This is a genomic window from Persicobacter psychrovividus (genome assembly GCF_036492425.1).
Taxonomy (GTDB): Bacteria; Bacteroidota; Bacteroidia; order Cytophagales; family Cyclobacteriaceae; genus Persicobacter; species Persicobacter psychrovividus.
This window is the reverse complement of record NZ_AP025293.1, coordinates 281,963-302,701: the sequence shown is the minus strand read 5'-3', so window position 1 is coordinate 302,701 and position 20,739 is coordinate 281,963. Positions and strand designations below refer to the sequence as shown.

The window sequence follows — 20,739 nt, the reverse complement described above, 5'->3', positions numbered from 1 at the left end:
GCTTTTTTGTTCGCCAAACCGGCGACTAAGGAAAAATAGCTTGTGGGCATGGCGGGTGTTTTTCTTTCAACCCCGCGCTACCCACAAGTTAAATGCAATATTTATCGGATATAAAGCTTGAACACTTTATGGTCGATTTTTACGATGTACAGTCCTGAAGACAATGTAGAGATGTCGATGCGTTGCGTTGCCAGACTCAAAGATTGGGTCATCATGGCCTTTCCATCAGGGGTAAAGAATACCACCTGACTTCCTGCACCACCTTCAATGAAAATATGGTCAGCTGCAGGGTTCGGGAAGATTTTCACATTTTGCTGCGCAACGGAAGTATTGAGTACTTTTTGGAATTTGGCATATAAATCCAAATGACCAGAAGTTTCAGAAATCTCCACCACGGCATCGCCCGTCAGGTCGGCATTTAAATACCATCCTTCGAAAGTGTAATCGTCCTTTTGTGCATCAGCCAGCGTGATGGTCTCCTTAACAGTATAAGCCTCAGGATTTTCCCCATCGTTCACGCCACCATCCAAATGATACGTGATCGTATAAACGGTAGCTTCAAATTTCGCATGGAACGTCAGCGCACCGCTTGTACCTGCCGTAACCTCCGTGATTGCCTCTCCTGTAAATTCCGCATTATCAAACCAGCCCATAAAGTCATAAGCGGTTTTTTCGGCATCCGCTAAGGTAAATGCATCGGCGAGGGTATATTCAGCAGGGTTTTCAGCAGCATTAACACCACCATTCAATTCATAATTGATGGCATAGCTGATCGTCGAGAAGCCAGCGGTCAAAGTGATATCACCCATTGATCCCGCAGTAATTTCAGTAACCATTTGGTCGTTTTCATCATACCATCCGTCGAAGTTGTAACCATCTTTGGTGGCAGGCAACAAAGCGAAAGTTGCTGATTCGATGTTGTAGTTAGCAGGATTTCCGCTATCGTTCATACCACCATTCAGTTCATAATTGATGGTGTAACTGATCGTTGAGAAGCCAGCGGTCAAAGTGATGTCACCCATTGACCCCGCGGTAATTTCAGTAACCATTTGGTCGTTTTCATCATACCATCCGTCGAAGTTGTAACCATCTTTTGTGGCAGGCAACAAAGCAAAGGTTGCTGATTCGATGTTGTAGTTAGCAGGGTTTCCGCCATCGTTCAGACCACCATTCAATTCATAATTGATGGTGTAACTGATCGTCGAGAAGCCAGCGGTTAAAGTGATGTCACCCATCGATCCCGCGGTAATTTCAGTAACCATTTGGTTGTTTTCATCATACCATCCGTCGAAGTTGTAACCGTCTTTCGTGGCAGGCAACAAAGTGAAAGTTGCTGATTCGATGTTGTAATGAACAATGTTGTTATCATCGTTCATGCCGCCATTCAGTTCATAATTAATGGTGTAACTGATCGTCGAGAAGCCAGCGGTCAAAGTGATGTCACCCATTGATCCCGCGGTAATTTCAGTAACCATTTGGTTGTTTTGATCATACCATCCGTCGAAGTTGTAACCATCTTTCGTGGCAGGCAACAAAGCGAAAGTTGCTGATTCGATGTTGTAATGAACAATGTTGTTATCATCGTTCATACCGCCATTGAGTTCATAATTGATAGTGTAACTGATCGTCGAGAAGCCAGCGGTCAGTGTGATGTCACCCATCGATCCCGCGGTAATTTCAGTGATCATTTGGTCGTTTTGATCATACCATCCGTCGAAGTTGTAACCGTCTTTCGTGGCAGGCAACAAAGAGAAAGTTGCTGATTCGATGTTGTAGTTAGCAGGGTTTCCGCTATCATTCGCACCGCCATTCAGTTGATAATTGATGGCATAGCTGATCGTCGAGAAGCCAGCGGTCAAAGTGATGTCACCCAATGATCCCGCGGTAATTTCAGTAACCATTTGGTTGTTTTGATCATACCATCCGTCGAAGTTGTATCCGTCTTTTGTGGCAGGCAACAAAGCGAAAGTAGCTGATTCGATGTTGTAGTTAGCAGGGTTTCCACTATCGTTCATACCGCCATTCAATTCATAATTGATGGTGTAACTGATCGTCGAGAAGCCAGCGGTCAAAGTGATATCACCCATCGATCCCGCGGTAATTTCAGTAACCATTTGGTTGTTTTGATCATACCATCCGTCGAAGTTGTAACCATCTTTTGTAGCAGGCAACAAAGTGAAAGTTGCTGATTCAATGTTGTAGTTAGCAGGGTTTCCGCTATCGTTCATACCGCCATTGAGTTCATAATTGATAGTTTAACTGATCGTCGAGAAGCCAGCGGTCAGTGTGATGTCACCCATCGATCCCGCGGTAATTTCAGTAACCATTTGGTCGTTTTGATCATACCATCCGTCGAAGTTGTAACCATCTTTCGTGGCAGGCAACAAAGCGAAAGTTGCTGATTCGATGTTGTAGTTAGCAGGGTTTCCGCTATCGTTCATACCGCCATTCAGTTGATAATTGATGGTGTAACTGATCGTCGAGAAGCCAGCGGTCAGTGTGATGTCACCCATCGATCCCGCGGTAATTTCAGTAACCATTTGGTTGTTTTGATCATACCACCCGTCGAAGTTGTAACCGTCTTTTGTGGCAGGCAACAAAGTGAAAGTAGCTGATTCGATGTTGTAATGAACAATGTTGTTATCATCGTTCATACCGCCATTCAATACATAATTGATGGTATAGTTGATCGTCGAGAAGCCAGCGGTCAAAGTGATGTCACCCATTGACCCCGCGGTAATTTCAGTAACCATTTGGTCGTTTTGATCATACCACCCGTCGAAGGTGTAACCGTCTTTGGTGGCAGGCAACAAAGCGAAAGTTGCTGACTCGATGTTGTAGTTAGCAGGGTTTCCGCTATCATTCGCACCGCCATTCAGTTGATAATTGATGGTGTAACTGATCGTCGAGAAGCCAGCGGTTAAAGTGATGTCCCCCATCGATCCCGCGGTAATTTCAGTGATCATTTGGTCGTTTTGATCATACCATCCGTCGAAGTTGTAACCATCTTTCGTGGCAGGCAACAAAGCGAAAGTTGCTGACTCGATGTTGTAATGAACAATGTTGTTATCATCGTTCATGCCGCCATTCAATACATAGCTGATGGCATAATTGATGGGTGTGAACTGTGCATTAAGGCTGATGTCACCTGTTGAACCTTTTGCGATTTCTTCAATTTTATTGTCGTCGTTGTCGAACCAACCATTGAAGTTGTATCCATCTTTTGTGGCAGGCAACAAAGTGAAGGTTTCTGTTTCCGTAGTGTACGTATTCGGATTGTCCTGATGATTTACTCCACCGTTGAGGTTGTAATTGATGGTGTATGCTCCAGCGGTGAATTTTGCATAGAGGTCAATTTCTCCCATCGATCCTTTGCTGATGGTGGTTATTGGCGCTCCTGTAAAAGTTTCATTGTCGAACCATCCGTCGAATCCGAATCCGATTTTCGTGGCAGGCAATAAGTTGAAAGTCTCGGTCTCAATATTGTATTCTACAGGGTTGTTATCGTCGTTCATGCCACCATTCAAAACATAGCTGATGGCATAATTGATAGGTGCGAACTGTGCATTAAGGCTGATGTCACCTGTTGAACCTTTTGCGATTTCTTCAATTTTATTGTCGTTGTTGTCGAACCAACCATTGAAGTTGTATCCATCTTTTGTGGCGGGCAACAAAGTGAAGGTTTCTGTTTCCGTAGTGTACGTATTCGGATTGTCCTGATGATTTACTCCACCGTTGAGGTTGTAATTGATGGTGTATGCTCCAGCAGTGAATTTTGCATAGAGGTCAATTTCCCCCATCGATCCTTTGCTGATGGTGGTTATTGGCGTTCCTGTAAAAGTTTCATTGTCGAACCATCCGTCGAATCCGAATCCGATTTTCGTGGCAGGCAACAAGTTGAAAGTCTCGGTTTCAATATTGTATTCTACCGGGTTGTTGTCATCGTTCATCCCGCCATTCAATACATAGCTGATGGCATAATTGATGGGTGCGAACTGTGCATTAAGGCTGATATCACCTGTTGAACCTTTTGCGATTTCTTCAATTTTATTGTCGTCGTTGTCGAACCAACCATTGAAGTTGTAACCATCTTTTGTGGCGGGCAATAAAGTGAAGGTTTCCGATTCGATATTGTAATCAGCAGGGTTATTATCATCGTTCACCCCGCCATTGAGTTCATAGCTGATTGTATAGTCGATGATAGTGAACTGTGCATTAAGGCTGATATCACCTGTTGAACCTTTTGCGATTTCTTCAATTTTATTGTCGTCGTTGTCGAACCAACCATTGAAGTTGTATCCGTCTTTAGTGGCAGGCAATAAGGTGAAGGTTTCCGATTCGATATTGTAATCAGTAGGGTTGTTATCGTCGTTCATCCCGCCATTGAGTTCATAGCTGATTGTATAGTCGATGATAGTGAACTGTGCATTAAGGCTGATATCACCTGTTGAACCTTTTGCGATTTCTTCAATTTTATTGTCGTCGTTATCGAACCAACCATTGAAGTTGTATCCATCTTTTGTGGCAGGCAACAAAGTGAAGGTTTCCGATTCGATATTGTAATCAGCAGGGTTATTATCATCGTTCACCCCGCCATTGAGTTCATAGCTGACTGTATAGTCGATGATGGTGAATTTGGCATATAGAATGATGTCGCCACTAAGCTCGGCACCAGAAATTTGTTCCACCTGATCTCCGCTGAAATCCTCCGTAGCATACCATCCTACAAACGTATGGCCTGATTTTGTGGCAGGCTGTAAGCTGAAATCTGAATCCGCATTATATATTGCAGGATTGTCGGCATGGTTTTCTCCGCCGTTGAGCACGTAAGAAATCCCATAATCATCGGAGGTGAATTTCGCATACAGGCTTAAAGGCTTTCTCCATGCACCGCGAATTTCAGTCCTTCTTGCAGAAAAATTTTCATTTTCGAACCAGCCCTCGAAAGTGGCATTTTCACGGGTCGGATCCGCCAGCGGAATGGCACCAGACTCCGTATTATAGGTCGCAGGGTTGTCGTCATGATTTTCCCCTCCAAACAGATGGTAGGTAATCGGGTAATCAATAATGGTCAGTTTAGCCCAAAATTTAAGATTGCCCGTTGTGCCAGCAGCAATTGTGGTGATGGGCTCCCCAGTGTATTGATCATTGTCATACCACCCGTCGAAACTATATCCATCCTTCTGAGCAGGGGAGAGCGTGATGGCATCATTTACGGTATATGTTTCGGGGTTGTCATGGTTGGAAGAGCCATTAAAGGTGAGGGTGTACGTTGTGATGTCCCATTTGGCATATGCAGTTTTTCCTTGCAGGTTGGCAAGGTCAAAAGCAGGAATTGGTGAACTATGGCCAGCGTCAGAAAACCACGTAGGGGTATAGCCAGGTTTGCCGTCATCTAAATCGGCCAATACATTGGCGTGTACCTCGTTGAGGTTTGAAGGAAAGGCAACAGATTCAATGGGGTTGTTGGCAACGAATTTCTGCCCTATTTTAAGCTCAACGGTACCTTCAGGAATCGTCAATTGTTGTAAATTGTTCCCCGCAAAAGCAAGCTGATCAATCAGTGCCAAAGGGCTGTTGGCAGGAATTGTAACGCTGGTGAGCAGGTTGTTTTGAAAGGCACGCTGTCCGATTTTGGTAATCGCATTACCAGTAAAGGTTAAGGTGGTGATTTTGTTGTTTTCGAAAGTCCCGTTTTGAATGGTCGTATAAGCCTCGGGGATATTCAAGGATTCAATCAGGTTATTACTGAAACCATCTGTACCAATGGTTCGGATAGTGGGCGGCAATGTTAGCACCTTGATTTTATTGTTTTGGAAGGCACGTTGTCCAATTTGTTTAAAGCCTTCCGCCAGGTGAAGGGCGTGAATATTCTTACCACTGAAAACATCATTGCTCACGTGGGTAATGGCTTGCTCCGAACCGTCGGGTAAGGTAACCTTCTCGGGGATGGTCAGGTTGGTGCCCGATGGGTTGGCCTCAAAGTTATAGGAGCAGGCGATAATGTGGCTTTTGGTGTTTCCCTCTCCGAGTGTAATGTCGTCGAAGGTCAGGGTGTGGTCAGTTTGTGCCCAGGCGCCTGCAGTGGTGAGCAGACTGAGCAAGATAAAGAGTAGGCATTTTCGCATTATAAAAATGGGGTTTGAGTGAAAAAATATCATTAATACTTTTATAAGTATAATTAATTTAACCTCAAGCCCTCTGATGATTTCCGAATCCATATACTTTAGCGAAAAGTATTATTTATTCATGGCGTGCTATTCTCTTTCGATTCGTAAATTAGGATAATGATAGAAATTGTTGCTCAAGTAATATTTATATGATTTTGCGTTTTTAATCCATCAGTGTAAACTGATACTAAAAACAATCCTAAATCAATTGATGGTCTGCTGATTAACTTTATGCCGACCCCAAAGCATCAGTCAATGGAATGAAAAGGGCTTTCTGTGGCTGATTCGTAAATTAAAAGCGCCTCATTTGCCGTTTTCAAAAACGATTGATCAGAAGGGGTACAAGCGTGCTGATTATTTTGTGTCGGAGGATACGGACATTGCGTGTTACCTTTCAACAGGTGTCGCTTTTGCACCTTCTTTACAGCCACCCTTTTTTTCTGAACAGCCAAAGCATGATCCCCGCCATGATGCCCATCAGCAGGAGTACCCCAAAATAACCGTAACGCCAGGTGAGTTCAGGCATAAACTGGAAATTCATGCCATAAAGCCCACAGATGAAAGTCAGTGGAATGAAGATGGTCGAAATGATGGTAAGCACCTGCATAATCTGGTTCATCTTGTTGCTTTGGCCTGAAAGGTAGATGTCAAGCGCACTGGCAAGGATGTCCCGCTGAACTTCAATATCGTCGATCACATGATGGGTATGTTCATAAACATCTTCAATGTAAATTAAGGTCGAAGGGTGGATGAGTGCATCATTGCCCCTTCGTACCACCACCAGGGCTTCGCGCAGTGCCATGAGGGCTTTTCGGCATTGGAAAATCTGTCGTTTGCTCCTTTGAATGGTGGGCAGGTAGTCCTTTTCATCAGGCCTGATAACCTTGTCTTCGAGGGACTCATTGGTTACTTCAAAGTATTCTGAAAGCTTGAAATAATCATCGACCACCACATCAATAAGTCGGTAAAAAAGATAATCACTTTTGCGCCCACGGGCTTTTCCTTTGTGCTGTTCAAGGTGTTGGATAATGGTGGCATAACGGCTATGGTCCTGTTCTTCAAAAGAGAGCACCCAGCCACGTCCAAGCACCAGGCTCATCTGATCCTGTTTCAGGTTATTGTCCATCATTTTCAGCGCTCGGAAGGTAATGAAAAGGTGGTCTTCAAATTCTTCCGCCTTTGGTCGGTGGTTGGTGTTCAGGATGTCCTCCACCGTCAGGGGGTGGAGGTGGAAAAGTCGGCCAATTTCAGCAATAATATTCGTTTCGTGCAAACCAGAAACCCTGATCCAGCTGACCCCCGCCTTTTTTTGGCAATCCAATAACTGATCCGTTGTCGGGTCGGTAATGCCGATCAGTTCTTGCCCATCATAATGAACAATATCAATAGAGGTTTTGTGGGCTCTTTTTTCGCCCACATGAATTGTACTGCCAGGCAAGTGCCCCGATTTCGACGATAAACTGGTAAATGGATATGACATCAGGAGAAATTTCGGTCTTTGTGGAAAGTCAAGTTAGCATTTTATTGATTCAAAAAACAAACTAAGAGCGTGTTTAAACCTTAAAATTATCAACAAAAATTTGGCGTATTGGTGAAAAGATGAAGGATCATTTGGTCCTCCATAAAAGCACTTGATGTTAAGAAATTGCGCGCCCGCGGTACATCGGCGAATGAATGGCTTTAAATTCTATTAAGAGAAGTATTAAAAAGGATAAGGAAACACGCTATTAACAAATTATTTATCTCCATAATTTTGAGGTTTTTGAGAGTAGGGTAAATTTGTGAAAAATAATTTTTTATACATGAATCGGTTTTTACCTCTATTATTCATGACGATCATTTCTGCCCACCTGGGCTATGGTCAGTCAACCTTGAAACGTCCTAAAATGGTTTTAGGCATTGTCGTCGATCAGATGCGTTACGATTATCTGACAAAATACTGGGATCAGTACGATGAAAACGGCGGATTCAAACAATTGCTTCGGGAGGGCACCAGCTTTTCCGATATGCATTATAACTACGCACCAACCACCACAGGCCCTGGACATACGACCGTTTGGTCAGGAGCAAGCCCTGCTTATTCAGGCATTGCCAACAACTGGTATTATGATCGGCAGGAAGGTCATGGCGTTTACTGTGTAGATGACCCTGAAGTTGAAACAGTCGGTCAGGACAATGATTCTGGCAAGCGCTCCCCACACCGAATGCTGGCCACCAATTTGGCCGATGAGCTTAAATTGTTCACCAACCACCAGTCCAAAGTGGTTTCAGTAAGTATTAAAGACCGATCGGCGATTTTGCCTGCGGGTTATATGGCTGATGGTGCTTTTTGGTATGACAGTAAAACGGGGAAATTCATTTCTTCCACCTTCTATATGGATCGTTTGCCAGCGTGGGTAAACGATTATAATGCCAAAGGCCGCCCAGACGAATTGCTGAAGCAACCCTGGGAACTGTTGTTGCCTGCTTCGGCTTATGGGGTTTCTATTGTGGACGACAACCCCTATGAAGGAAAGTTTTTCGGCGAGAAATCCACGGATTTCCCACACGATGTGCCGAAAATTGCCAAAAGGCTGCGCAAAGCCAATAAATCTCCTTACGGTATGCTGGCGCAAACTCCTCACGGAAATACGCTGGTAACAGAAATGGCCAAAGCGGCAATTAAAGGTGAGCAACTTGGGCAGCATGATTTTCCTGATTTGTTGGCCATTTCATATTCTTCGACAGATAAAATTGGGCATCAGTTTGCGCCTGCTTCCCGAGAGGTACAGGATACTTATCTTCGCCTTGACCGTGAACTGGCAGAATTATTTGCCTTTGTTGATGAGCAGGTAGGGCTGGACGAGGTCGTGATTTTCCTGACTGCCGACCATGCTGGTGCACAAAATGCGGTGTATATGGCTGACCAGAAATTCCACAATGCCAAATATGTAGATACAGCGCCTATCCGCAAAACGGTGGAGGAAGCTCTTTCCGCTAAATATGGCGAAGGAAAATGGGTGCTTGATCTGGTAGGGGAGCAGCTTTACCTTGACCGTGAGCTGATCAATACCAAAGGGTATAACCTTTCAGATGTTCAGGAATATGCTGCGCAGATTATTTTGGCGCAAAATGCAGTGCAGGATGCGGTAACGGCCAAGACTTTGCAGTCGGGGAACTTTCAGTATGGTTACAAGCAACTGCTTGCCAACGGTTGCCATCCGACCCGCTCGGGAGATGTTTTTATCGTTTTTCACAGTGGTGTAATCCTGGGAAAACACATGACGGGAACTTCCCATTCAATGACTTACAACTATGATACGCACGTGCCCATGTTGATGATGGGTTACCAAATTCCGAAAGGAAAAGCCATTGCCACGCAGGTGGGCATCACGCAAATTGCTCCTACAATGGCCAATATTTTGCAGATCAGTGCCCCTTCGGCGGCCTTCTTCCCTATATTGCCGTGGCGAGACTAAGGGCGAGCTTGTTGTGCTCCTCGCAGGGTGCCAACGGTTGATCGCCTGAAAAATGACATTAAAGGTCAGTTTATGGAGGAGCGCTTCGGCGAAATTCCATCGACTGACTTTTTTTGTTGAAGCGCAACGCTGGGCAGTTGGTCGTCTGGTCAACAAAAAATCCCCTTCAGTTTGATCCTCCTCTTTTATTTGCCCAAATTTGAGGGCTATCCGCGGGTATTTTATGGCAATTGCGGTGCTCATGAACAGCCCAAAGTTGGCTGCTTGTGGTCCGCGAATGAATGCTGAAAAATGACCAAGGCGCACAAGAATAATGCTTTCTGCAAAACTAAATATCAGTGATTATGAAACGTCCTCCATATCTTTCCTTCCTTCAGGATTCCTGGGTTAATACCACGCTGACTTCCATGTCGCTGGATCAGAAAATTGGGCAGTTGTTTCAGGTTGCCGCATTTTCAAACCGAGGGCAGGAGCATGAGCGGGAGATCATGGAGCTGATCACAAAATACCATCTCGGTGGACTGACCTTCTTTCAGGGGACTGTAGACAGGCAAATCGCCCTGACGAATCAATATCAGACCCTTTCCGCAGTGCCGCTTTTTATAAATATTGATGCGGAGTGGGGCTTGGCCATGCGCCTTTCGGATGGTCATCAGTTCCCTTATCAAATGACGCTTGGTGCCCTGCGAGACGATCAGCTCATTTTCGAGATGGCACAAATGATCGGTCAGCATTGCAAGGCTTTGGGCATACATTCGCCCCTTGCGCCAGTGGTGGATGTCAATAATAACCCTGATAATCCAGTGATCAATTATCGCTCTTTTGGTGCTGATCCCGAACGGGTGAGTCAGAAGTCGCTGGCTTATATGAAGGGTTTGCAGGCTGCAGGGGTGCTGGATAATATCAAGCATTTTCCTGGCCATGGCGATACCGCCGTGGATTCCCACCTCGATTTACCCATTTTATTGCATGATGAACAGCGGCTTCAAACGGTCGAACTATATCCCTTTCAGCGACTGATTTCCGAGGGCTGCAGTTCGGTCATGATTGCCCATTTGCAGATTCCTGCCTGGGACAAACGGCCTCACCGTCCCGCGACACTCTCACAGCCGATACTGAAGCGAATCCTCAAAGGGCAGCTGGGTTTTCAGGGGCTGATCATATCCGATGCGCTGGATATGCATGGGATTACAAAATATTTTCAGGAGGGCGCAGCCGATTGCGAGGCCATTCTTGCGGGAAATCATATTCTTACCAATTCGCTGTCGGTTCCCAAAGGAATAGAAAGGATCAAGGAGGCAATTCAGGCAAGTGAATGGTCAGTAGGAGCCCTGGAGGAGCAGGTGCGCCATATTCTGGCCATGAAAAAATGGGTAGGGGCGAATGATCCGCAGCGATTGAATCCTGCTGATGCGGTGGCTAAAATTGACTTGCAAGGAGCGCGGGTGCTGAATCAAAAAATTGCCGAGCAATGCCTGACGATGGTTATCGGGGAATCTCCGAGAATGGATCTCGAACAGGGACGTGTGGTATTTGTGCACTTGAAAATCACCGAAAAAACCCTCAGCCAAAGGGAAAGTATTGCGCATCACTTCACCTCAAAACAGGAGCGTGAGGCAACGCAGTCGCTAACTGACAAGGTTCAGCAGGCCTTTCCTGAAGTGGCGGTTTGCGAGTGGCGGAGCGAAGAAGGGGAGCCGGCTTTTGAACATTTGCTGAAGGGTTTGTCGGACTATGAACAGGTGCACCTCGCCATTTCGGGAATAAACATCAAACCGCTGAATCATTTTGATTTGCCACCCTACCTGAGGGCTCATTTGTTGCGGATCCTTGAGCCGGAGAAAGTGCATTTGTCGCTCTTTGGCAACCCTTTTGCGATAGACCATATTGCAGACTACGCATCGGTAGCCTCACTGATGGTTGCCTATCAGGATATGTCGTGTTTTGAGGATGCCGCCATAAAATTGTGGTCGGGAAAAATTGCAGCACAGGGACAACTGCCCGTTCCATTGAAACAACTATAGCAGAAGGGCAGTTGCCTTTATTTTTTTATTGATAGATGCTAAGGGTGGGTTGAATAATTCCCGCCTTTTATTTATCGCATAAAGGCTGAAGGTTTTGATTGCTGATCTATTCTGAGAAGCAGTGAACCACCAAGTGTCCCGCTCGTGATATTGCTTCCACCATTGTTACCTTAATATGATGAGAAGATGATCAGGAAATTCGAGGTGGAATATTATTACTTTGACTTCCTGACTATTTTTTTGGAGCTTTAAGTACCCAAATGAGCAGTGGAGGAGGTCTCCAAAATCTCACTGTTTGATGACGTAAATGTTAATAATCCGTAAATTGTTGGTATTATAAATGGTTTTTCTCTGCGGTGTTTGTATATTATAGTTCTAACACTTAACGATATTTATGACAACCCGACTCAGCCTTTTTTTCTGTGGACTGATGCTGTGCTTCGCCCTTTTGGCCATCAGTAAGTCTGAAGAAAGTGTCGCGCCACCTACCCCGGTATTGGCGCCAATTGGTAATATCGATTTCGATATGACCAAGGTATATGCGCCTGTTTATACCGCCGACAGCCAGCTAAAAACTACGATTTCGGCACCGCGCTCTATTGATAATTATCAGCAATTGAGCATTTATCAGCAGTATATTTTTATCAGTGAAACGTTGGAAGGAATTCACGTGATTGATAACAGCACACCTGCGGCTCCAAAACCTGTCGGCTTTATAGAAGTGCCAAGCATGATGGGTTTTGTTCTTCGTGATGATAAATTATACTGTCAGTATCTTGGTCATTTTGTGGTTTTGGAATTTGATATTCAGGAAATGGCCGTGCGGGAAGTTCAACGCCTTGAAAATGAGCTTCCTTATAATCCTTTTGATTTTTTGCCTGCAGGCTTGAAAATTGTTTGCCCTGAAGGTGATAATGGCGCAATTATAGGCTGGAAGGCGACCGACTTAACCGACAGTAAATGCCAACGATGATGAAGACCTTAAATACACTAAAAAAATGGTGGGTGATATTGGCTGTGGCCTTAGCAGGTTGTACAGGCTATGGCTCTTTAAATGTTGAAGCCATTGATAGCAATCAATCAATTAATGGGTCGATGGCTCAATACGGCCAAAATTCAAATCACCTGTTTGTGCTCTTGCCGCACCAGCGCCGGATTGCCTCTTACCGTTTCGGTGCGGATGGCTTACTCACTAAGGGCCCATTGGCTTACGGCAGAGATATGGAAACGCTTTTTCCTACGGAAGATTATTTGTTTGTGGGTACCATGGAAGGCGTGAGCATTTATGACCTCAAGAATGAATTGTCAAACTTCGAGGAAATAGGGCAATTCAGACATATTCGATCCTGTGATCCCGTAGTGGTTCAGGGAAATTATGCCTATTCTACTTTGCGCTCAGGCACGGTGTGCGGTTCAACGGTAAATCGTTTGGATGTTATTGACATTTCAGATATCACCAACCCACAAGGTGTGGGAGCGGTGCAGATGAGTGACCCCCACGGATTAGGGGTGGATGGGAATTTACTTTTCGTATGCGAAGGCGCCAAGGGACTTAAAGTGTTTTCTTTGGAGAATCCTATCGAGCCCATATTAATCAAGCATTTTCAAAATATTCATGCTTATGATCTTATTCCAGCCAATAAAATCCTGATTGCTATCGGGGATAATGGCATCCTGCAATATGATTATACCGATCCGGAGAATATTCAACAAATCAGTCAGTTACTATGAGGTTTTTTTACATCCTGACCATCGTATTATTTACCTTGTCGATGCCTGTGCTGGGGCAAAATCGCCCCCTTGAATATGACAAGAAACAACTCTTGGATCATCCCAAAATGCTGAAGCTGGATATATTGAAACCGCTTCAGTCGTATGGGAAAATTCAGTTGGGTTATGAGCATCCAATGGCCGATAATCAAGCCCTTTCCACGGAAGTGTATTACGGTTTTCACACCGATAACAGTATCTTTCATAGGTATGATATCACTTCCGTTAATGGGGCAGGACTAATTGCCCGATATAAATATTACAGAAGATTATCTCACAACAACCACAATCGATATTATTTCGCTATGGGGGGTGCCTTCCGATATACTGATGTAGGCTTTAGCGAAATAACAAATGTCTATTTCGACAATAGCTATGCCTACGGTAAAGAATCCAATAACTACGAGTCTTCCTTTAGTATAGGATACAATGTGTCATTTGGAATGCAGTTTCGACTGTCGAAGCGTTTGGAACTCGAAACGGGTGTCGGATTGGAACTGCGGAAAGTGTTCAAGGAAAATACCGAACGAAGCCTTGATGTTTATGATCTGCATTTACAGCGTACCCTGGTGGGTGTTTTGTTCGACCTGAAGCTTTGCTACCTATGGGATTAAGGGTGCTCCATGCCTAAAATAGGAGGTGAGATTTGGCGTATTTCAGCATTGATGAGGGCCTGGATTGAAAGTATTATAAAACGGATACTGAAGAAAAACTATAAACTACCCCAGTAAAAAAGCGCCCATCATCTCCTTATTTATTTTAAAAGACTGAATTGACAGTCTTTTTTTCTTTGCCTTTTTAATTTAACACTCTTGTAACGTGTTTTTGCCTTATCTTATCGGCGGTAAAAACTTGATGAACATGCGTTACTTTTTAATTTTGGCCTCGATATTTTTAGGCCTCAGTCAGTCCTTTGCCCAGCAGCAAAGGTATATTCTTGATGCAGATACGGGCAATGAAATGGATGATCTTTATGCGATTATCCGTGTTTTAGTCGAACCCGATTTTGAGCTGGTCGGGCTTACCTCGGCACAATTCAATAATGTGCAGATCTTTCAGGATAAGGTATGGAATGAAAACCCCGTAACGGAATTCAACAGTGTGAAAATCTCGCAGCAGTTGAATGAACAGCTGCTGAAATCGATGGGCATGCTGAACCTTCCGCACCCTGAGGGGACTAATCGGGCACTCGACGGCTATGGTTATGCCTGGGGGTTTAAGGAGCAATCGCCGCTGCCGACCAGTGCGGCATCAGATTTTATTATTGCTGAAGCGCTGAAACATAGTCCAGAAAATCGACTGAATATTATGGTGATCGGTGCTTCGACCAATATTTCCACGGCCATTGCACAACGGCCCGAGATTGCCAAAAACCTGCGTATTTATTTGCTCGGCACACATTACAATCCGAAAACCAAAGTCTGGAATAAGGCTGAGTTCAATATTCGCAACGACCTCAATGCTTTTGATTTGCTGATGAACAACCAGGACATCGACCTGTATGTCATGGGGACGGGGGTAATCCGTTCTTTTGTCTACAACAAGCAGCAGACACAGCAGCGCCTGAAAAAATATGACAATGAAATGGCCGAGATCCTGATAAATATCTGGGATGATATCAATGCCGCTGACCATCGGGTGATGTGGGATCTGGGTTTGGTGGCCGCAGTGATCCGCCCTGAACTGGTAGAGGTGGAAACCGTGGCCGCTCCGCCAGAAAATAAGCGCACTTCGGTCAAGGTGTACGCCGCATATAAGCAGGAAGAAATGCAGAAAGATTTCTGGCAGGCACTGGACCTTTACTACGGCAAAAAATAAGGGCTTTTTAAAGAAACTTACGATGAAAAGATTGCTATTTTTATTATTCCCATTTTTTGTAACCAGCCTGTATGGCCAAAGTTCACGGTACATTCTTGATGCAGATACGGGCAACGAAATGGATGATTATTATGCTATTGTACGCGCACTTGTTGAGCCTGATTTTGATGTGATCGGCCTGAATTCCGCACAATACGATGCGGTGAAAATTTTTCAGGACAGTGTATGGAATGGTGAACCCGTGAAGGAGTTCAGTAGTGTGAAGGTCTCCCAGCAACTGAACGAAACAATTTTGGCGACATTGGACCGTTCCGAGCTGCCGCACCCTCTGGGTTCGTCAACGATTTTTGGTTATGCCTGGGGATACTACAAAGGGGCGCGTATTCCGCAGAGTGCGGCATCAGATTTTATTATTGCTGAAGCAAGGAAACACAGTCCGGAAAATCGGCTGAACGTAATTACCATCGGCGCTTCCACGAATGTGGCCGCAGCCATTGCCAAAGCACCGGAAATCGCCGACCGGCTTTGTGTTTATTTACTTGGTACCCAGTATAATCCCGAAACGAAAATATGGAATAAGTCGGAATTCAACATTCGCAACGATCTCAATGCCTTTGATTTTATTATGAACAATCAGGAGCTTGAAGTGTATGTGATGAGCATTAAGGTGATTCGTCAACTTGTATTGCAGCGCAAAGAAAGTCAGCAGCGATTACGGGCGTATCATCACCCAACCACCGATTTGCTGGCTGATGTATGGGATCATATTCATGCCGGCAAGGACCGCATCATGTGGGATTTGGGGCTGGTGGAAGCTATCATCCACCCCGAATTTGCCAAAATAGAAACGCATCCGGCGCCTCCGGAAAATAAGCGAAAAACGGTAAAAGTTTACACTCACTGCAATGTGCAGGCGATGGAGGATGATTTCTGGAACAGTCTTGATGCTTATTTCAAAAATCATTAAAATAGCGAAAACCTGAATGGAATAATGATGAAGAAAGATTTACTGATTATCGGATCTACCAATATCGATTTGGTTGTTTATAGTGATACTTTTCCCAAAAAAGGGGAAACATTAACCGGGACTCATTTCCAGCAATTTTTTGGAGGGAAAGGGGCCAATCAGGCGGTTGCGGCAGCTAAAATGGGCAGTCAGGTAACTTTTGTTTCGTGTGTGGGCAACGATATCCACGGGGAAAGCGCGTTACAGCATTTGCAGGAAAATCATATCGACACACGGTTTGTTGCGGTGGACAAACAGGTACCCACAGGGGTTGCAATGATCAATATTGGCGATGGAGGAGACAACAAAATTATTGTTGTACCTGGCGCCAATGGCGTACTGAAGCCTGCGCATCTTGGGGCTGTTGTAGAAAAAATGGCTGATTATGAATATATCGTCATGCAGCTGGAGGTGCCGATGGAAACCATTGCTTTTATGGCGGATGTCGCGGGGCGGTATCAGAAGAAACTGATCTTGAACCCTGCGCCAGCACAACCATTATCGGATCAGGTTTTGGCCAATTGCTATATGCTGACACCAAATGAAACGGAGGCGGAAGCCATTTGTGGACTGCCGGTTACCGATGCGCAATCAGCTGGAAAGGCCGCTCAGCAAATTCGTGCAAAGGGTGTTGAGGTGGTGATCATCACGCTTGGCGAAAATGGCGTTTTCGTTTCTTGCGAAAGCTTTGAGGGAATGGTGCCGTGTCCGAAGGTAACTGCCGTGGATACGACGGCGGCAGGAGATACTTTCACCGGGGCGCTCACCGCTTTTCTGAATGAGGGAATCGCCCTGGAAAATGCAGTAGTATTGGCCAATAAAGCGGCGTCAATTGCGGTAACCCGAGCGGGCGCACAGGCTTCAATACCCCTTCGTTCAGAGGTGGTCTGATAGGGAAAGGACGTGAAAATGGTGGGTGATCGACAGGGGGATCTGTGGATCAGCCACCACTTTTTATAGTATTTGGAACAACTCTTTATTTTTTAGCTTTTCGGGCTTTTTTCTTTTCTTTGGCAATCTCATACATGATTTCTGCCGGCGCACGCTGCTGATCCAGCAGTTTTTTCATCCGTGCGAGATAAGGGGTAATGTGTTCATAGAAATCAAAATACCCATTACACAGATAGGCGATGGATTCTCCGGCATCAGTTTTTGCAAAGCGATTTTTTGGGCATTCCCCATAACACATCTTCAGGTGCTGACAATTCAGGCAGTCTTCTGCAAGGCTGTCAAATTTATCAGTACCAAACTTTATCTGTGCAGGGCTGCTCACCATTTTATCAATCTTTTCCTCCTTGATGTTCCCCAGTTTAAATTCCGGGTAAACATAATGGTCGCAGGCAAAAAGGTCGCCATTGTGCTCCATGGCCAGTGCTGTTCCGCAATATTTACTGAAAATACACAAAGCCGGCGCATAGCCCATATAGGAACTCAGCGAAACATCAAACTGCTGAACAAAATAGCGGCCAATGTCTTGTTGTACCCACTCATCGAAAATAGCGATCAGGAATTTTCCATAATCTTCAGGCTTAATGGACTCTGGCGTTACAGCCGTTTCTCCTTTATACAAAGGACTGACCAGGGTGTCGTTGTTGGTGGCCTCTACTTCCTGAATCGGGATAAACTGCATATACCTGCTCCCAATGGCTTTCAAAAAGCGATACACCTGCAAGGGGTGTTGCCCATTCAGGCTGTTTACAACCGTTAGGGTGTTGAACTCGACCTTGTACCGATTGAAAAGCTGGATCGCACGCATAGCGCCGTCAAAAGAACTTTTGCCTCCTTTGGTAGGGCGCAAAGGATCGTGCAATTCTTTTGGGCCATCGATAGACAGTCCGACAAGCCAATCGTGATCATGAAGAAATTTCGCCCAGGCCTCATCAATGTACATCCCGTTGGTTTGGATGTTGTTTTTTATCGCTTGATGCTTGGCGTGCTTTTTCTGCAAAGCAATAATTCTTTCAAAATAGGGCAGGCCTGCCAGGGTAGGCTCACCACCATGCCAGGTGAAGACGATTTCCGGTAATTCGTCGGGCTGTGCCTCAATATAGGACTTAATGAATTGCTCCAATAAATCTTCAGGCATCATGAAAGCTTTCAGCTTCCCTTCTTTATCTTGGTATATGTTTTCCTTTTCTAAATAATAACAATATTTGCAATCTAAATTACAAATTGGCCCAACGGGTTTGGGCATAATCGAGAAAGCAAATTTACGTTTACTTTGTGCCTCGGCGGAAAAAAAATCTATGGTGGACATCTCGCGTGCTACTTTATTTGATATAGGCACAAAAATCACGCCTTTTTCAAACATTACCGATCTATGCTGTCATTAATATTTATGATTTTAAGCAACTGTAAAAGGGCTTTTTTTGGTGCGGGGTATTTATGGTGGGAATAGGGAACTTTTACAAAGGGTTATTGCACATTTGAAGACTGACGATAAGAATGGGCTGTTCATGGGCTTACAGGAAATGTTACCGCCACTTTCAAAGAAGGGAAGTGGCGAATTTTAGGCTGATGAATTATAATTTCGAAGGTTTTGAAATCCGGCAAAGTAGGCTGTATATTAGAGGGAGTGCATTCGGCAGGAAGAATTTTCGATATTTTCTGTGAATGTATAATGCCAAAGCCCTTACGGTTGCCGTAGGCTTATTTTTCATGGGCATAAGCGCGTTAATTTTTTACGGGTCGTCTTTTGACCCCATAATTTCATCATCATGAATTTCAACCAATATCTACCTTTACTTTTGGTCTTGTTGGGGGCGTGCAATAAAGCCCCTTCAAATCAAGAAGCCCCAAAGGCACCCAACATCTTATTCATCATGTCGGATGATCATGCCTATCAGGCGATCAGTGCGTATGAAGATCACCTTATTGCCACGCCTAATATCGACAGAATAGCAAAGGAGGGGATGCGTTTTGATAATGCCTGTGTTACCAATTCCATTTGTGCACCTTCAAGGGCTGTGATCTTAACGGGAAAACACTCACATATCAATGGGAAAACCGATAACCATTTCCCTTTCGACAAAAGCAATGTCACCTTTCCGCAGATTTTTCAGCAAAATGGCTATCAGACGGCCATGTTTGGGAAATTGCACTTTGGCAATAATCCGGAAGGCTTTGACGAGTTTAAAATTTTACCCGGGCAAGGGGTATATTACAACCCGACTTTCATTACCAAGCATGAAGGTACCAAAGATTACCCGGGTTATGTTACTGACATTACCACAGACATGACCCTCGACTGGCTCGAAAAAGAACGTGATCCGGAGCGGCCATTCCTATTGATGTACCTCCACAAGGCCCCTCATCGGGAGTGGTTGCCTGCTGAAAGGCACCTGAAAGCTTATGCCAATAAAACGTTTCCGGAGCCAGCGACACTCTTTGATGATTATGAAGGGCGAGGGACGGCAGCCCATACAGCAGAAATGAATATTCTCAAGCACATGAACTGGGCTGGAGATTCAAAACTGTATCCGGAAACGATGGATAAACTTGGGATTCCCGATGCTTCTGGCTGGGATAAGGACGGGTTTACTTATCAGTATGAGCGCATGACCAAGGAACAGCAGGCGAATTGGGATGCCGTATATCAGCCGATGAATGAAGACTTTATTCAGCGCTTCCCGAACATGACGGAGAAAGAAAAAATGCAGTGGCGTTATCAGCGATATATGCAGGATTATCTGGGGACGATCGCTTCGGTGGATGAAAATGTTGGACGAGTGCTGGATTACCTCGATGCAAATGGCCTGACGGAAAACACATTGGTGGTTTATACCTCCGACCAAGGGTTTTACCTCGGGGAGCATGGCTGGTTCGATAAGCGTTTTGTCTACAATGAATCATTCCGCACGCCCTTGCTGATGCGTTGGCCAAAAGTGATTAAAGAGGGATCGGTGAATCAGGAGATGGTTCAAAATCTTGATTTTGCGCAAACCTTCCTTGATGCTGCCCACATTCAGGCCCCTTCAGATATGCAGGGAGAAAGCCTGATGCCTTTGTTGGCGGGCAAGAATGATCAGTGGGATCGCGAAGCGGTATATTATCACTATTATGAATACCCGTCGATTCACATGGTGAAGCGCCATTATGCCGTGATCACCAAAGCCTATAAGTTGATCCACTTCTATTATGATGTCGATGAATGGGAACTGTATGATCGCGAAAAAGATCCGCAGGAACTAAAAAATGTAATTGATGACCCTGCATACGCCACGATCGTTGCCGATTTGAAAGTACAACTTGAGGAATTGCGGGTAAAATACAAAGATAATGATGAACTCAATCAACAAAATATTGATCGATATTTAAAGGTCGTTCAGCAGGAAGCAAAGTAAATTTATTTTTGCGAGAGATTTTACTCGGTGGTTGCGTTAGGTGTTCTGTGAATGCTTATTTGTAGCGTATTTTAAGGGTGACTGTTGGTTTTTGGCAGTCACCTTTTTTATGGTGAATGTTTTAGGAGGATCTTCTGAATGTTAGATTAT

13 protein-coding genes are annotated in these 20,739 nt (G+C 44.8%); 9 read left to right on the top strand and 4 right to left on the bottom strand.

Annotated features, from left to right (window positions below; all coding sequences use genetic code 11):
* Window positions 1-101: 101 nt before the first annotated feature.
* From AABK40_RS14905 to corA, 3 genes are all read right to left on the bottom strand, one after another.
* The gene (locus AABK40_RS14905) at window positions 102-2,228 is read right to left on the bottom strand and encodes an InlB B-repeat-containing protein (protein ID WP_421953319.1); all 2,127 of its coding nucleotides are present in this window, start codon (window positions 2,226-2,228) and stop codon (window positions 102-104) included.
* 27 nt (window positions 2,229-2,255) lie between these two features.
* Window positions 2,256-6,128: an InlB B-repeat-containing protein gene (locus tag AABK40_RS14900; protein WP_338398474.1), complete on the bottom strand. Its 3,873-nt coding sequence runs from the start codon at window positions 6,126-6,128 to the stop codon at window positions 2,256-2,258.
* A gap of 463 nt (window positions 6,129-6,591) precedes the next feature.
* Entirely contained in the window at window positions 6,592-7,650 is a 1,059-nt protein-coding gene (gene corA, locus AABK40_RS14895) for a magnesium/cobalt transporter CorA (protein ID WP_332921003.1), read from the bottom strand.
* Between the two features lie 322 nt (window positions 7,651-7,972).
* Here corA and AABK40_RS14890 point away from each other — a divergent pair, with 322 nt between their 5' ends.
* The 8 genes from AABK40_RS14890 (at window position 7,973) to rbsK (ending at window position 17,137) form a co-directional block, all read left to right on the top strand.
* A complete protein-coding gene (locus tag AABK40_RS14890; protein ID WP_338398473.1) occupies window positions 7,973-9,628 on the top strand; it encodes an alkaline phosphatase family protein in 1,656 nt (551 codons plus the stop codon).
* 344 nt (window positions 9,629-9,972) lie between these two features.
* Entirely contained in the window at window positions 9,973-11,652 is a 1,680-nt protein-coding gene (locus tag AABK40_RS14885; RefSeq protein WP_338398472.1) for a glycoside hydrolase family 3 protein, read from the top strand.
* 394 nt (window positions 11,653-12,046) lie between these two features.
* Complete coding sequence (locus tag AABK40_RS14880; protein ID WP_338398471.1) at window positions 12,047-12,625, top strand: hypothetical protein; 579 nt, start codon at window positions 12,047-12,049, stop codon at window positions 12,623-12,625.
* Window positions 12,622-13,383, top strand: coding sequence for an LVIVD repeat-containing protein (locus tag AABK40_RS14875; protein WP_338398470.1), 762 nt, complete (start codon window positions 12,622-12,624; stop codon window positions 13,381-13,383). Before AABK40_RS14880 ends, AABK40_RS14875 begins: the two co-directional genes overlap by 4 nt.
* The gene (locus tag AABK40_RS14870) at window positions 13,380-14,036 is read left to right on the top strand and encodes a hypothetical protein (RefSeq protein WP_338398469.1); all 657 of its coding nucleotides are present in this window, start codon (window positions 13,380-13,382) and stop codon (window positions 14,034-14,036) included. Before AABK40_RS14875 ends, AABK40_RS14870 begins: the two co-directional genes overlap by 4 nt.
* Window positions 14,037-14,283: 247 nt before the next feature.
* Window positions 14,284-15,240: a nucleoside hydrolase gene (locus AABK40_RS14865; protein ID WP_338398468.1), complete on the top strand. Its 957-nt coding sequence runs from the start codon at window positions 14,284-14,286 to the stop codon at window positions 15,238-15,240.
* A 22-nt stretch (window positions 15,241-15,262) separates the two neighbouring features.
* Window positions 15,263-16,207 (top strand): nucleoside hydrolase, encoded by a 945-nt coding sequence (locus AABK40_RS14860; RefSeq protein ID WP_338398467.1) that lies wholly within the window; start codon window positions 15,263-15,265, stop codon window positions 16,205-16,207.
* Window positions 16,208-16,231: 24 nt separating this feature from the next.
* The gene (rbsK, locus tag AABK40_RS14855) at window positions 16,232-17,137 is read left to right on the top strand and encodes a ribokinase (protein WP_338398466.1); all 906 of its coding nucleotides are present in this window, start codon (window positions 16,232-16,234) and stop codon (window positions 17,135-17,137) included.
* 85 nt (window positions 17,138-17,222) lie between these two features.
* Here rbsK and AABK40_RS14850 read toward each other — a convergent pair whose 3' ends face one another.
* Complete coding sequence (locus AABK40_RS14850) at window positions 17,223-18,503, bottom strand: anaerobic sulfatase maturase (protein WP_338398465.1); 1,281 nt, start codon at window positions 18,501-18,503, stop codon at window positions 17,223-17,225.
* Between the two features lie 460 nt (window positions 18,504-18,963).
* Here AABK40_RS14850 and AABK40_RS14845 point away from each other — a divergent pair, with 460 nt between their 5' ends.
* Entirely contained in the window at window positions 18,964-20,589 is a 1,626-nt protein-coding gene (locus AABK40_RS14845; protein WP_338398464.1) for a sulfatase family protein, read from the top strand.
* Window positions 20,590-20,739: the final 150 nt, after the last annotated feature.

What these genes read in the sequence shown, in the direction of transcription:
- AABK40_RS14905 (WP_421953319.1), bottom strand. Translation starts at nt 2,228, where the DNA reads ATGAACGATAGCGGAAACCCTGCTAACTACAACATTGAATCAGCAACT.
- AABK40_RS14900 (WP_338398474.1), bottom strand. Translation starts at nt 6,128, where the DNA reads ATGCGAAAATGCCTACTCTTTATCTTGCTCAGTCTGCTCACCACTGCA.
- corA (WP_332921003.1), bottom strand. Translation starts at nt 7,650, where the DNA reads ATGTCATATCCATTTACCAGTTTATCGTCGAAATCGGGGCACTTGCCT.
- AABK40_RS14890 (WP_338398473.1), top strand. Translation starts at nt 7,973, where the DNA reads ATGAATCGGTTTTTACCTCTATTATTCATGACGATCATTTCTGCCCAC.
- AABK40_RS14885 (WP_338398472.1), top strand. Translation starts at nt 9,973, where the DNA reads ATGAAACGTCCTCCATATCTTTCCTTCCTTCAGGATTCCTGGGTTAAT.
- AABK40_RS14880 (WP_338398471.1), top strand. Translation starts at nt 12,047, where the DNA reads ATGACAACCCGACTCAGCCTTTTTTTCTGTGGACTGATGCTGTGCTTC.
- AABK40_RS14875 (WP_338398470.1), top strand. Translation starts at nt 12,622, where the DNA reads ATGATGAAGACCTTAAATACACTAAAAAAATGGTGGGTGATATTGGCT.
- AABK40_RS14870 (WP_338398469.1), top strand. Translation starts at nt 13,380, where the DNA reads ATGAGGTTTTTTTACATCCTGACCATCGTATTATTTACCTTGTCGATG.
- AABK40_RS14865 (WP_338398468.1), top strand. Translation starts at nt 14,284, where the DNA reads ATGCGTTACTTTTTAATTTTGGCCTCGATATTTTTAGGCCTCAGTCAG.
- AABK40_RS14860 (WP_338398467.1), top strand. Translation starts at nt 15,263, where the DNA reads ATGAAAAGATTGCTATTTTTATTATTCCCATTTTTTGTAACCAGCCTG.
- rbsK (WP_338398466.1), top strand. Translation starts at nt 16,232, where the DNA reads ATGATGAAGAAAGATTTACTGATTATCGGATCTACCAATATCGATTTG.
- AABK40_RS14850 (WP_338398465.1), bottom strand. Translation starts at nt 18,503, where the DNA reads ATGTCCACCATAGATTTTTTTTCCGCCGAGGCACAAAGTAAACGTAAA.
- AABK40_RS14845 (WP_338398464.1), top strand. Translation starts at nt 18,964, where the DNA reads ATGAATTTCAACCAATATCTACCTTTACTTTTGGTCTTGTTGGGGGCG.